We start from the raw sequence: 14811 nt of genomic DNA on the forward strand, positions 1-14811 counted from the left end.
AATATAGTATAATTTACAATAGTAACACCAAATTCCTGCATATTATTAGATATCTTTCATGCAAACAAATATCTGTAAATTATTATTTCACATTGTAAAATATAAATGGCATGTAATATCATCTTATGCAAAGAATAATTAGTATAATTACATATTAGTTTATAATAGAGATATATTTTAATTATCAAAAAATAAGATTTATACTAGCCAGTACTATTTTTATAAAAATTATACGCAAAGTGTTATCGTTACAATATAAAATACAATATATATTAATAAACAGATTATATCCGCATAAAAGAATAAACAAATGAAGATTCTTATTAACTATCGACCTAATTTTATTCACCGTATTATTAATAAAGATTTGAAATCAAAAAAATATACTAATATACGTACACGCTTTCCTCCGGAACCTAATGGATATTTACACATTGGACATGCCAAAGCCATTTGTCTCAATTTTGAGATTGCTCAATATTATCATGGTCAATGTAATTTACGATTTGATGATACCAATCCGGAAAAAGAACATAAAGAATATGTTGAAGCTATCAAATATGATATCCAATGGCTTGGATTTACATGGAATGGAGACATACATTATTCATCAGATTACATTAAAGAATTATATAACTACGCTATCAAATTAATCAAAAAAGGATTAGCATATGTGGACGAATTGTCCATAGACGAAATCAGAAAATATCGTGGCACATTAACACGTCCTGGACAAAATAGTCCATATCGATCTCGCAGTATTGAAGAAAATTTAATTTATTTCTATAAAATGAAAAATGGATATTTCCCAGAAGGCGGCGCTTGTTTACGGGCTAAAATTAATATGTCTTCTTCTTCCATAGTAATGCGAGATCCAGTATTATATCGTATTAAATATACTCCACATCATCGTATCGGAGAAAGTTGGTGTATATATCCAACATACGATTTTAGTCATTGCATTTCAGATGCAATAGAAGGCATTACTCATTCTTTATGTACTTTGGAATTTCAAGATAATCGTATTTTGTATAATTGGATATTAAATAATATTGATATTGATACCCGTCCTACTCAACATGAGTTTTCTCGTCTTAATTTAGAATATGTAATTACATCTAAACGCAAACTCAATATTTTAGTTACAAAAAAAATAGTTGACGGATGGGACGATCCTCGTATGCCTACCATCTCTGGGTTACGACGCAGAGGATATACAGCTAGATCCATTCGTGAATTTTGTCATCGTATCGGCATTAGTAAACAAGAAAGTCAAATAAAATTATCACTTTTAGAATCATGTATCCGATCAGATTTAGACAAACATGCCCCACGACTTATGGCAGTAATCAATCCAGTAAAAATTATTATTAATAACTTGCCTATAGGATATGAAGAAATAATTGAAATGCCAAATCATCCTAATAATCCTAAAATGGGAGTCCGTTATGTAGTTTTTAGCCAAGAAATTTTTATTGATCGTCTTGATTTTTGCGAAACATTAACTGATAGTACGTGCTATAAATTATCGTTAGGCCAAGAAATACGATTACGATACGCTTATGTCATAAAAGCAGAAAATATAGAAAGAGATCATAATGGAAATATCATGTGTATTTATTGTAGTTATGATCCATACACTTTACATAGAAACCCAATAGATGGTAGAAAAATAACTGGAGTGATTCACTGGGTATCAGCAGCAAAAAATATACCAGCAGAATTTCGCTTATATAACACGCTATTTACTAACCCTAACCCTTCTATAATGAGTCATTTTATAGATAATATTAATCCTAAATCTTTAATAATCTCTAAAGGAGTTGTTGAAAAAAACATAATTAAATTTAATAATCTTGGTCCCTATCAAATTGAACGTGAAGGATACTTCATTATAGATCATCAACTTTCTAAAAAATCTTATCTAGTATTCAATAGAACAGTAACTTTGAAAGAATCTAAACACTAAACAAATAAATTTAAAATGATACATCCACACCACATACGTTTATGATCATAATGTCAATCGAGTATCTATTAGATATAATACTTAAAATGAAACTTATAATAATTTTAATCAGATAAAAATATAACGATATGAATTAATTATTATTTGTAATTAATCTTCATCTCATCCCGAATTTGATTAACCCAATGTTGAACACGTATCTCTGTCATTTCAGGCTGACGATCTTCATCAATAGCTAATCCAACAAATTTATCTGTGTTAATTAAGCTTTTTGATGTGCTAAAATGATAACCAGATGTAGACCATGATCCAATAACGACAGCACCATTTTTTAAAATAATGTCATATAAAATACTCATCGCATCACAAAAATATTCCGAATAATCTTCCTGATCTCCACATCCAAAAATTGCCACTTTTTTACCGGAAAAATTAATATTTCTTAATACAGGCAAAAAATCATCCCAATCACATTGAGGTTCTCCATAATACCAGGTAGGAATACCAAATAATAATTTATCATAACTTTCTATATCTTCTTTAGAACTCACAGCTATATCAAAAACATCTGCAACATTTTTTCCTAATTTCGCTCGAATCATCCTAGCAAGTTTTTCAGTGTTGCCCGTATCGCTACTAAAAAAAATACCTACTGATGCTGCTCTCATAATGTTCTAACCTTATATTTATTTACACACAAACACACTTCCCTATTGTAAAATCAATCATGTATCTGATCTTGTAATATTAAGACGTTAATGATACTATGATTTTATATAATACCAGTAATGTACTATCTAATCAATTCAATAATTACTTATATCAGTATTTATAATTAAATTAAATTTTTGCAACGAGATGATGAAGTAATATATATATATATTTATAAATTAAAATATTTACTAAAATCAATAAACGATAAATTTATTAATTACCCTTAATACATGTAAGGGATTATCCCAATGCACCCAATGACTTGCATTAGATATCACACGAATACATGCTCTAGGAAACTGATGATATATATCATGTAAATAACGATTATTAATATATGAGGACAATGAACCTTTAATAAATAATATCGACCCCCACCAAGTTTGGTATGTATTCCAATCACTAATATGCTTATAATTGTCTTTAATAGACGAAAAATTAAATATCCAAGATCCTTGACGGAAAGATTTTAGTAAAAATAATATTAACCTTTGATCAATAGAATACTGTTGCATAAGGTATGCAGCTTCGTGTTTATTTTTTACTCCAGATATATTAACACACTCAATCGCACTAAAAACATCATCATGCTTATGAATATTATATTTTATTGGAGCTATATCGATAACCACAACTTTACTTACGCGTGTAGCTGCCAATGAACACAATTTCATTGCAACTTTTCCACCCATTGAGTAACCAATAACTATGCATTTCTTTATTAACAACTGATCAAGTAAGTCCAAAATATCTCTTGCCATTATAGAATAAGTCATAGATTCTTCGTGGGGAGAACGACCGTGATTGCGTAAATCAACCTGCACAACACAGCAATACCGGGCTAAGCTTTCAGCAATAACTCCAAGATTACTAAGATTACCAAAAAGTCCATGGATCATGACTATTGGTATTCTCTGACACGTAGTTTTAAACATTCGTAATCTATAATTAAGCTGCATAGTATATATTATAATATTTAAATATTTTATTAATAACAACTAAACAATACATGTTTAGTATATTTAAAATATTCATTTAATCAATATATACAGTAATTTATTAGATATTAGACTAATGATAATCTAAAGGATATTGTAATATTTATCTAATTACGTAAAATAACCAGTTAAGGATGTTTTTATATGAAGAATCACACACGTGCCGGAAAACTCGCATCACAGAATGAAATTCCTAACACATCTCAATTAATAACACAATATTATACGTTATCTCCAGATCCAAACAATGATGCTCATAATGTTATATTTGGTACATCTGGTCATCGTGGAAGTTCCCAAAAATGCAGCTTTAATGAAGCACATATATTAGCAATTAGTCAATCGATTGTGCAAGTACGTACACAACAAGGTATAACTGGGCCATGTTATGTCGGAAAAGATACTCATGCTCTTTCCGAGCCAGCATTTATATCCGTACTTGAAGTATTAGCAGCTAATAATATTGACATTATTATACAAAAAAAAAACGGGTATACTCCCACTCCTGTTATTTCTCATGCTATTGTTCAATATAATAAGAATTATCATAATAATCATACAAAAAAAGCTGATGGTATTATTATTACATCTTCTCATAATCCGCCTGAAGATGGCGGAATAAAATATAACTCAATATATGGAGGACCAGCTTCTATTGATATTACTCGTGCAATTGAACAAATCGCTAATAAGTTTTTAACAAATAATTTACAAAATGTACATCGCATAACATTAGATAACGCTTGGAAAAGCGGGTATATACATGCACAAGATTTTGTTCTAGATTATGTAAAAAAACTATCTACAATAATTAATATGAAAGCTATACAAACATCTGGTTTAAAGTTAGGAGTACACCCCTTAGGCGGATCAAGTATAGATTATTGGGAAAATATTGCTCAATATTATCGATTAAATTTAAATTTAATCAGTAAAAAAATTGATAAAACCTTTAGTTTTATGCATCTTGATTATGACGGTTGTATCCGAATAGACTGTTCTTCTGAACTTGCAATGACTGGAGTATCAAAATCATCTGAAAATTTTGATCTGATTTTAGTTAATGACCCCGACTGTGATAGACATGGCATTATTACTCCTTTCGGTTTAATTAAATCCAATCATTATCTTACTATTGCAATTGATTATCTTTTTAACAATCGTCCATTATGGTGTAATCATGTATTATCTATAGGAAAAACTTATATATCCAGTATTATGATTAATCGGATAACATATCATCTTAATCGTCAGCTATTAGAAGTACCGGTAGGTTTTAAATGGTTTGTGAAAGGATTATTTAATAGTTGTTTAGGTTTTGTAGGCGAAGACAGCGCAGGAGCATCTTTTTTAGATTTTCATTGTTCTCCATGGTCTACTGATAAGGATGGAATTATTATGTGTTTATTAGCAGCTGAAATCATTGCTGTTAGCGATAAATCTTTACAAAATTATTATAAGCAGCTAGTCAAAAATTTTGATATATCTAGTTACAATTGTATTCAATTGCCTATTAATTGTACACAAAAATCCCTGATTGCTAGCACTTTGTTCAATCCAGTTAACATGCTAGAATTAGCTGGCGCTCCTATCATTAGAATCTTAAATATAAAGCCAAAGCTATTAAAATATCAAACATTTACCATGGATGATATAAAAATAATAACTCGCGATGGTTGGGCAGCGTGTAGATTATCTGGCACTGAGCCAGTATATAAAATTTATTGTGAAAGTTTTTTACATGTCTCTCATAGAGAAAAAATTGAAAAAGAAATGATAAACATCGTCCATACTATAATAAATACATCGTGATACGATGCGTCATAATACGTAAATTAAAGTGAATTTTTATTCAACAACAATCGCATATTATAAATTGACATCATTGAATCATGACATTGACGGATGTCACATCCACTTTTTATACATATTACTCTTGAATAAAAACTCAGTTAGTATATAAACCTAATGTTATTTTCCATTAATTTTCCATCATCATTATATGATATAATGTTACATACATCAATGAAGAGGATATCTCTTACTATAATCTTTCATTTTATTCAATCTATTACTATTTATCTTATAAAATCTATTACGCAAAACCATAATAAATATGAATACTTAAAATGCTGTAGCTCTCTTATAACAATCTTTATATAAAATTAATACTGCAATGATTTTTTATTTAATATGATAAAAATCATACAAATAATTCATTTTAATATTAGGATCATGACTGTTCTCAATAAACATCTATTGTATGAAAATACACATACTTTATCAATAAAACTTTCAACATGTGAATACATTGGTTATTACTTTCATAAATGATCCTAATCTTATACATGCCTTTGAATTAAATTATTACACTAAATAATCACGATCTATATCTATTTAAATATACTTGTAAAAACATATATTAATCATCAAATTAATAGCATACATGAGTGAGTAAAATACGATTTATTTCTAACTTTACAATAAATACATAGATGGCCGTTGTATAAAAATACAACATTATGCACAATTAAAACCAATATAAAATTTTTTTTAAGAATAAATAAAACTTAACCTTACTTCATATATTAAACAGTAACACAAACATTAATACTGAATAAAAACTAAAAAACTCCAGAATAAACTTATTTATAACATATTTTTATACTTATTAAAATAATTACAAACTTTGTAAATATTTATATACCAGTGTTTCGTGATGTTATAATTTCAATGATTTTTAAAAAATTTAATGGAAACATACTAATACTATTTATTATACATCTACTATTAATATAATTGTTTTTTATTTACAAACAAAGACCTTCAGAATCTATAAAATCAATAGGTACAAAAGCAAAATTTCAAAATAAAATACCCAAAACTATTTATTAACTAATATCCTACTAAATTATACATATCTCCCTTTTAACAAGACTGATAAATACATCAATTTTTATAAAATAATGAGTATTATCCTTTAGCCTATATCTAGATATAGGCTAAAGGATAATAGGCTAAGAGCTAAAATTTTATAATTAATCTACTTCATTTTTGAAAAATATATTATTGCTTAAACACAACAATAACTGAATTCATTTCAAATTTTATAATATTATTAATATTGTTAATAATATACAAGATATAGTATTACATATAAGCTGATCATTTGTTATAATGTGATGGAAATTAACATAACTTAAAGATTTAGATTAAAAGATAACACGGTATTAGAAATAATTATATTCACAATATAAATCACAACAACAATCAATTGTTATATTATTGGTTGTCTTTTGTTGTATGATTTTTAGATAATAAAACATATTATTATGAGATATATTTGTTGTTATATAACTTAATAAGAGTATTTATATGATCAAAGAAAATCAAAAACCAATACATTTAAACGTCAGGACCATACGATTTCCTATCACTGCTGTTGCTTCCATTTTACATAGAATCTCAGGAATTTTATTGTTCATAATCATTGGACCAATCCTTTGGCTATTAAAATTATCTTTATCTTCCAATAACGAATTTTGTAAAATTTACGACTTTTTACTAAAAAATTATCATATTTTAAAATTTTTATTTTGGATAATTACAATAACGATAATTTATCATATAGTTGCTGGCATTCGTCACATGTTAATGGATTTTGGATATTTGCATCAAACACTACTAATAGGAAAAATAAGCGCAAAAATTATATTTATCTTAACTATTTTATTATCTGTCTTAAGTGGAATTTTAATATGGTACCCATTAAATCAACCTTGAAATATCATGGGGTACATGAGTGGTTGTGGGTTAGAGTTTCCGCCATTCTAATGTTATTATACATTATGTATATATCTATTTTTATCATTTTTATTAACACTTTGTCCTATGATGAATGGTATGATTTTTTCAGCAAAAATATCACTAAAATTTTTAGCATAATGGCCCTAATTTCCGCTTTAAGTCATACTTGGATTGGGATACATCATGTTTTAGAAGATTATATAAAATTAATTATATTAAGACAAATAAGCATATGGGTAACTAATTCTGTGCTATTCATGTACCTATTATTCGGAATAATTATTATTTGGAGTGTATAGATGCACTATCATATACCAGTTAAAGAATTTTTTTCTATTGTCATCGGAGCTGGAGGAGCAGGTATGCGCGTCGCTCTGCAAGTTTCTAAAATGGGATTTTCTTGCGCCCTAATATCTAAAGTTTTTCCTACACGTTCGCATACAGTATCAGCTCAAGGAGGGATTACAGTTGCTCTTGGTAACAATCACGAAGACGATTGGCAATGGCATATGTATGATACTATTAAAGGATCTGATTACATTGGGGACCAAAATGCTATCGAATACATGTGCAAAACAGGACCTAAGGCAGTTTTAGAATTAGAACATATGGGGTTACCATTTTCTAGATTGAAAAACGGTCGTATTTACCAACGTCCATTTGGGGGACAAACCTTATATTACGGAAAAAAACAAGCCGCACGTACTGCTGCGGCTGCTGATCGTACTGGACATGCATTATTACATACTTTATATCAACAAAATTTAAAAAATAAAACTACTATATTTGCAGAATGGTACGCATTAGATCTAGTAAAAAACCAAGATGGAAGAATACTTGGTTGCACTGCTTTTTCTATTGAAACAGGAGAATTAGTATACTTCAAAGCACGTGCCACAGTACTTGCAACTGGAGGAGGAGGACGTATTTATCAATCCACTACCAATGCTCATATAAACACCGGTGATGGAATTGGAATGATATTACGTGCAGGTATTCCTGCTCAAGATATGGAAATGTGGCAATTTCATCCTACTGGTATAGCTGGCGTTGGAATTTTGGTAAGTGAAGGATGTCGTGGCGAAGGAGGATATCTGCTAAATATTTTAGGAGAAAGATTTATGGAACGATATGCTCCTAAAGCAAAAGATTTAGCCAGTCGAGATGTAGTAGCTCGGGCAATTATGCTAGAAATTCAGGGAGGACGAGGTTATTCGGGCGCATACGGGCCCCACGTCAAATTAAAGATAGACCATTTGGGCAAAGAGTTGTTAGAATTACGACTACCTGGGATTTTAGAATTAGTACGTACTTTTTCTTGTATAGATCCTGTAAAAGAATTAATCCCCGTCTTTCCGACTTGTCATTACATGATGGGTGGTATCCCTACCACAATACATGGAGAGGTAATCACTGTCAACAATGCAGGAATAGATACAACAGTACCAGGTTTATTTGCAGTTGGAGAAACTGCCTGTGTATCAGTACATGGTGCAAATCGACTTGGTGGAAATTCTTTACTAGATTTGATCGTATTTGGACATGCTACCGGAACATATATACAATCATATTTATCAGAAGAAGAATGGCCAATTCGTAGTCCTACCAATTCTGATATAGAAATATCATTAGCCCGTTATATTCGTTGGAATAGTAATAAAAAATCAGGCACAAACGAAAATCCAGTAACAATACGTCATGATTTACAATCGTGCATGCAAAATAATTTTTCTGTTTTTAAAGAAAAAGAAAAAATGTTGAAAGGCTTATCAAAACTAAAAGAAATACGTAATCGATTAGATTATGCTACCTTAGATGACAAATCTCGCGCGTTCAATACACAACGTGTTGAATGTTTAGAATTAGATAATTTATTAGAAACTGCTTATGCAACTGCTATGGCTTCAATCTTTAGAACTGAAAGCAGAGGAGCTCATAGTCGTTATGATTTTCCCATGCGTGATGATACAAATTGGCTATGTCATACATTATATTTACCAAAGAATAATACTATGATTCGCCGCAATGTGAATATGCAACCAAAATTTCGTCCTCCTTTTCCTCCAAAAACCCGTGTATATTAAAAGTAGAGACTTAAAATATGCAAATTAAATTTTCTATCTACCGTTATCATCCTGAATTCAATAAAAGTCCCTATATGAAAAATTACACTCTTAACTTGTTAAGTGCAAAAAATATGACATTATTAGATGCTTTAATTAAATTAAAAGAACAGGACCCAACTCTAACATTTCGTCGTTCTTGCAGAGAAGGGGTATGTGGTTCTGATGGAATGAACATAAATGGTACAAACAACCTAGCATGCATCACCTCCTTAACAAAGTTATATGATGATAATCATCATAATATAATTACAGTACGCCCATTACCTGGTTTTCCAATAATTCGTGATTTAGTAGTAGATATGAGTCAATTCTATCTGCAATACGAAAGAGTACAACCGTTTCTAATTAATGATGATTCCAATAAACCATCTAAATTACTACACGAGCATTTACAATCTCCACAGGAACGTTCTAAATTAGATGGATCTTATGAATGTATACTATGCGCGTGTTGCTCCAGTTCTTGTCCATCTTTCTGGTGGAATCCAGATAAATTTATTGGACCTGCCGGATTATTAACATTATATCGTTTTTTAATGGACAGCCGTGATACTAATCATAAAGAAAGACTAAAAAATTTTAAAGATTCTTTTAGCGTTTTTCGTTGCCATAATATTATGAATTGCGTTAGTGTATGTCCCAAAAAATTAAACCCAGCTAAGGCTATAGGCCGCATTAAACGAATGTTAGCAAAAAATGTAATAAATATTAAATAACAACATAACATATAAATAGCAATAGTAATTATAAAAAATAATTTAAATAATATACAGATAATAATTTCATGAAATATTCATATATACATCTATGCATAACTGTCACAACTTTAATAGTTAAAAAATTAATTTATTCCAAACAAAATATAATACCTAATCATATTATTTAATTTAATATTAGATATTAAAAATATAAATACAACAGAATATAAGGATTTTTGTAATGTATAATAATACACTAAAAAATTGGTTAGATTCTTCTTATTTGTCAAAAAATAATCAATCTTACATAGAGGAAATTTATAAGGATTTTTTAAAAAATCCTAACTCTATAGATTCTAGTTGGATAAAAATTTTTAAAAAATTATTTATTGAAAAAAAATATGAACATAAATCATTTGATAATTTAACAAATAATACTTATATTCAACTAAAAAATAATGCCACACCTAATGAATCATATACAAAAACTGATACACACTGCAGCAATATTACTTATATACAAATAGCACAACTGATAAATGCTTTCAGAACATACGGACATCAACATTCTACATTAGACCCTTTAAAATTATGGAACCATAAACCTAAAAATAATCTTTTAAATTTAGAAAATTATAACTTTTCCTTACAAAATATTCACAAAAAACTCGATACGAAGCTTTTTGGGATAAACAAAGAATCAATGACTGTATCAGACATACATCAATTCCTTAAAAAAACTTATTGCGATTCTATAGGCGTAGAATATATGCACATTCTTGATATAAATACAATGCTGTGGATTCAAAATAATTTTGAATCCACAGCAGGAATGTTTGATTTCAATTCCGACGAAAAAAAACAATTTCTTAAAGAAATAATTGCAGCAGAAGGAATTGAACATTATTTAGGAGTAAAATTTCCAGGAGTTAAAAGATTTTCATTAGAAGGAGGTGATGCTTTAATTCCCATGTTAAAAGAAATTATACGTTATTCCGTTTGTCATCATAACATTAAAGAAATATTTTTGGGAATGGCTCATCGGGGACGCCTAAATGTCTTAATTAATATTTTAGGCAAAAACCCTCAAGATTTATTTAATGAGTTTTCTAATAAACACCAACCCACATTTGGCAGTGGTGACGTAAAATATCATCAAGGATTTTACTCAGATGTTACAGTTAATAAACAAATTATACGTTTATCTTTATTATGCAATCCTTCTCATCTCGAAATTATTAGCCCAGTAGTAATGGGATGCGCTAGAGCACGAATTGATCAACTACTAAAAAAATCGATTTATAACAATAATGAAAAAGAACATAACATAGTACTTCCAATCTCGATTCATGGAGATGCAGCAATTAGTGCTCAAGGAATAGTTCAAGAAACTTTTAATATGTCTCAAACCGATGCATACAACGTAGGAGGAACAATACATATTATTATCAATAATCAAATAGGATTTACAACATCTAATACCCATGATATGCGTTCTACACAGCATTGTACAGATATTGCAAAGATGATACAAGCCCCTATTTTCCATGTTAATGCAGATAATATAGATGCCGTTATTTACGTTACTCGCGTTGCATTAAATTTTCGCAATACTTTCAAACGTGATGTAATGATTGATCTAATTTGTTATCGTAGACATGGACACAATGAAGCTGACGAACCAAGTGTCACTCAACCTCTTATGTACAAAAAAATCCGTAATCATCCAACTGTAGTTAATATTTACTCCAACATTTTAAGTAAAAATGGAATACTAGATATAAATGAAACTTCTAATATAATTAATGCATATCGTAAAAAATTAGACAAAAAATGTTGTGTTCTACAAAATTGGCAGCCAATTCATGTTCACAATTCTCTAAACACAATCAATTTAAATAATAATAATAATAATAATAAAACTATGCTGCATGTTAATAAAATAAATAGCCAGTACTTAAAAAATTTAGCCTATCGCGTCAATGATATTCCATCAAGTATCACCATGCATTCTAGAGTAGAAAAAATATACCATGAAAGAATAGAAATGGCGTTAGGTAATAGATTATTTGATTGGGGAGCGACAGAAATTTTAGCATACGCAACTTTATTAGATCAAGGGATTTCTATCCGTTTGTCTGGAGAAGATGCTGGGAGAGGAACATTTTTTCATAGACATGCTGTAATATATGATCAAAATAATGGAAAAAAATACATTCCCTTAGCATATATTAATAATAAAAAATCAAATGAAAAAGGATCTTTTTGCGTCTGGGATTCAATCTTATCTGAAGAAGCAGCTTTAGCATTTGAATATGGTTATGCCAGTTTATCAAATGATATGTTAGTAATTTGGGAAGCACAATTTGGAGATTTCTCTAACGGAGCACAAATCGTCATCGATCAATTTATTAGTTCTAGCGAACAAAAATGGGGTCAAGTATGTGGATTAGTAATGCTTTTACCTCACGGATACGAAGGTCAAGGACCAGAACATTCTTCTTCTCGAATAGAACGATATTTACAATTATGCGCTGAACACAATATATACATCTGTGTGCCTTCTACTCCAGATCAGCTCTACCATATATTACGTCAACAAGCAACATATAGTATTAAAAAACCACTAATCATTATATCTCCAAAATCCCTATTAAGACATCCTATGGTAACGACTTCATTAGAAAATTTAGTACACGGATCATTTAAAACAGTGTTTGATGAAATAGATAATAGTATCATACCACAGAAAACCAATCATGTAATAATATGCACTGGGAAGATATATTATGATTTATTAAGTCAACGACGTAAAAATGAACAATATAATATCGCTATTATTCGTATTGAACAACTATATCCTTTCCCTTATGAAAATGCACAGACTATTCTAAATTCCTATTCGCATGTAAAAAATTTTACCTGGTGTCAAGAAGAACCTAAAAATCAAGGAGCGTGGCATTATATACAACGTTATCTTCACAGCGTAATTCCTTCACATATTACATTAAATTATATAGGACGACCTGATTCTGCTGCACCTGCAGTAGGATTTTTTTCGATACATCAACAACAACAAAAAAAGATAATTGACGATGCATTAAATCTCAATTAATTATTAAAAGGATATAAAATGAGTAGTATAGACATTTTGGTTCCGAATTTACCCGAATCAGTTTCAGACGCCACTGTTGCTGTTTGGCATAAAAAAGCAGGGGATGAAGTTAAACAAGATGATATCTTACTTGAAATTGAAACAGATAAAATAATGCTGGAAGTACCTGCGCCAAACACAGGAACATTAGAATCAATTTTAGAACAAGAAGGATCAATAGTAATATCTGGTCAAATTTTGGCCCGTCTAAATATTATTGATCAAATTGTTACTAAACAAGATATAAATCAAACCATTCAAAATCAAAAATCTGTTACATCAATAGCATCTCAAGAACATATCATCCGAAACAACGAAAAGGAAAGCCATAAAATTTTAACTCCATCTATTCGAAAATTAATAGCAGAACACAATTTACAACCAAAAAATATTAAAAGCAGCGGAACAAAAGGGCGTCTGACTCGTCAAGATATAGAAACACATATTCGTTCTACAGAAAAGACACGCTGTACTGATCAAAAAAATTATATAGACACAGAGCACCATCAAATAAAAAATATAGAAAATGATCGTAAAGAAACACGTATCTTGATGAATCGCTTACGCAAAAAAATTTCAGAACGTCTGCTGGCTGTCACTAACACTACAGCTATGTTGACTACTTTCAATGAAGTGAATATGCAACCCATTATGGTGTTACGGAAAAAATATGGAGAGCTATTTGAAAAACGTTATGGAATTAAATTAGGATTAATGTCTTTTTACGTAAAAGCAGTTTTAGAAGGTTTAAAAAACTTTCCTGTAATCAATGCATCTATTGATGGGGAGGAAATAGTATATTATAACTATTTTGATATAAGTATTGCAGTATCTACAATACGTGGACTAATTACGCCAGTATTAAGAAATATTGATACATTAAGTATATCTGACATCGAAAAAAGTATAAAAACTTTAGCTGAAAAAGGGAGAAATGGAAAACTAACGATTGAAGAATTAAATGGCGGTAATTTTACTATTACTAACGGTGGAATTTTTGGGTCATTGATCTCCACCCCTATTATTAATCCTCCTCAAAGCGCCATTCTAGGAATGCATGCAATAAAAGATCGACCTATAGCTTTAGATGGGAAAATAGTAATTTTACCTATGATGTACTTAGCCTTATCTTATGATCACAGATTAATAGACGGGAAAGATTCAGTTAGTTTTTTGATATGTATTAAAGAACTATTAGAAGATCCAATGCGTTTATTTTTAGAAATTTAATTATAATCATATCATATACACGTATAATCGTATAATATGCGTATATAACTAACAAATTAGTACTATTAGTTTTTGATTATTATACTAATCTTCAGAAACCACAGTAAAAATGGCT

General features: G+C 29.5%; 10 protein-coding genes. 8 read left to right on the forward strand and 2 right to left on the reverse strand.

Translation table 11 applies throughout. From position 1 onward, the window contains the following. Window positions 1–310: 310 nt before the first annotated feature. Window positions 311–1969: a glutamine--tRNA ligase gene (gene glnS / locus Bsans602_RS01665; protein ID WP_500837368.1), complete on the forward strand. Its 1659-nt coding sequence runs from the start codon at window positions 311–313 to the stop codon at window positions 1967–1969. Window positions 1970–2109: 140 nt separating this feature from the next. On the opposite strand, the gene fldA is transcribed toward glnS, so the two are convergent. Both fldA and Bsans602_RS01675 read right to left on the reverse strand, forming a co-directional pair. Next, entirely contained in the window at window positions 2110–2637 is a 528-nt protein-coding gene (fldA, locus tag Bsans602_RS01670) for a flavodoxin FldA (protein ID WP_500837369.1), read from the reverse strand. A gap of 240 nt (window positions 2638–2877) precedes the next feature. Continuing rightward, complete coding sequence (locus Bsans602_RS01675; RefSeq protein WP_500837370.1) at window positions 2878–3582, reverse strand: alpha/beta fold hydrolase; 705 nt, start codon at window positions 3580–3582, stop codon at window positions 2878–2880. A 243-nt stretch (window positions 3583–3825) separates the two neighbouring features. Here Bsans602_RS01675 and Bsans602_RS01680 point away from each other — a divergent pair, with 243 nt between their 5' ends. The 7 genes from Bsans602_RS01680 (at window position 3826) to odhB (ending at window position 14696) form a co-directional block, all read left to right on the forward strand. Next, a complete protein-coding gene (locus Bsans602_RS01680) occupies window positions 3826–5493 on the forward strand; it encodes a phosphohexomutase domain-containing protein (protein ID WP_500836812.1) in 1668 nt (555 codons plus the stop codon). A gap of 1563 nt (window positions 5494–7056) precedes the next feature. Then, a complete protein-coding gene (gene sdhC / locus Bsans602_RS01685) occupies window positions 7057–7464 on the forward strand; it encodes a succinate dehydrogenase, cytochrome b556 subunit (RefSeq protein ID WP_500836813.1) in 408 nt (135 codons plus the stop codon). After that, on the forward strand, window positions 7440–7787 hold the full coding sequence (gene sdhD / locus Bsans602_RS01690) for a succinate dehydrogenase, hydrophobic membrane anchor protein (RefSeq protein ID WP_500836814.1): 348 nt from the start codon (window positions 7440–7442) through the stop codon (window positions 7785–7787). The genes sdhC and sdhD overlap by 25 nt, the downstream gene beginning before the upstream one ends. Next, entirely contained in the window at window positions 7788–9572 is a 1785-nt protein-coding gene (gene sdhA, locus Bsans602_RS01695) for a succinate dehydrogenase flavoprotein subunit (RefSeq protein ID WP_500836815.1), read from the forward strand. 17 nt (window positions 9573–9589) lie between these two features. Further along, window positions 9590–10330 (forward strand): succinate dehydrogenase iron-sulfur subunit, encoded by a 741-nt coding sequence (locus Bsans602_RS01700; protein ID WP_500836816.1) that lies wholly within the window; start codon window positions 9590–9592, stop codon window positions 10328–10330. A 223-nt stretch (window positions 10331–10553) separates the two neighbouring features. Further along, window positions 10554–13427: a 2-oxoglutarate dehydrogenase E1 component gene (locus tag Bsans602_RS01705; RefSeq protein WP_500836817.1), complete on the forward strand. Its 2874-nt coding sequence runs from the start codon at window positions 10554–10556 to the stop codon at window positions 13425–13427. An 18-nt stretch (window positions 13428–13445) separates the two neighbouring features. Next, window positions 13446–14696: a 2-oxoglutarate dehydrogenase complex dihydrolipoyllysine-residue succinyltransferase gene (gene odhB, locus Bsans602_RS01710; RefSeq protein ID WP_500836818.1), complete on the forward strand. Its 1251-nt coding sequence runs from the start codon at window positions 13446–13448 to the stop codon at window positions 14694–14696. The last annotated feature ends 115 nt before the right edge of the window (window positions 14697–14811 follow it).

The organism is Candidatus Blochmannia sansabeanus (nom. nud.), from assembly GCF_059935345.1.

What these genes read in the sequence shown, in the direction of transcription:
- glnS (WP_500837368.1), top strand. Translation starts at nt 311, where the DNA reads ATGAAGATTCTTATTAACTATCGACCTAATTTTATTCACCGTATTATT.
- fldA (WP_500837369.1), bottom strand. Translation starts at nt 2,637, where the DNA reads ATGAGAGCAGCATCAGTAGGTATTTTTTTTAGTAGCGATACGGGCAAC.
- Bsans602_RS01675 (WP_500837370.1), bottom strand. Translation starts at nt 3,582, where the DNA reads ATGATCCATGGACTTTTTGGTAATCTTAGTAATCTTGGAGTTATTGCT.
- Bsans602_RS01680 (WP_500836812.1), top strand. Translation starts at nt 3,826, where the DNA reads ATGAAGAATCACACACGTGCCGGAAAACTCGCATCACAGAATGAAATT.
- sdhC (WP_500836813.1), top strand. Translation starts at nt 7,057, where the DNA reads ATGATCAAAGAAAATCAAAAACCAATACATTTAAACGTCAGGACCATA.
- sdhD (WP_500836814.1), top strand. Translation starts at nt 7,440, where the DNA reads ATGGTACCCATTAAATCAACCTTGAAATATCATGGGGTACATGAGTGG.
- sdhA (WP_500836815.1), top strand. Translation starts at nt 7,788, where the DNA reads ATGCACTATCATATACCAGTTAAAGAATTTTTTTCTATTGTCATCGGA.
- Bsans602_RS01700 (WP_500836816.1), top strand. Translation starts at nt 9,590, where the DNA reads ATGCAAATTAAATTTTCTATCTACCGTTATCATCCTGAATTCAATAAA.
- Bsans602_RS01705 (WP_500836817.1), top strand. Translation starts at nt 10,554, where the DNA reads ATGTATAATAATACACTAAAAAATTGGTTAGATTCTTCTTATTTGTCA.
- odhB (WP_500836818.1), top strand. Translation starts at nt 13,446, where the DNA reads ATGAGTAGTATAGACATTTTGGTTCCGAATTTACCCGAATCAGTTTCA.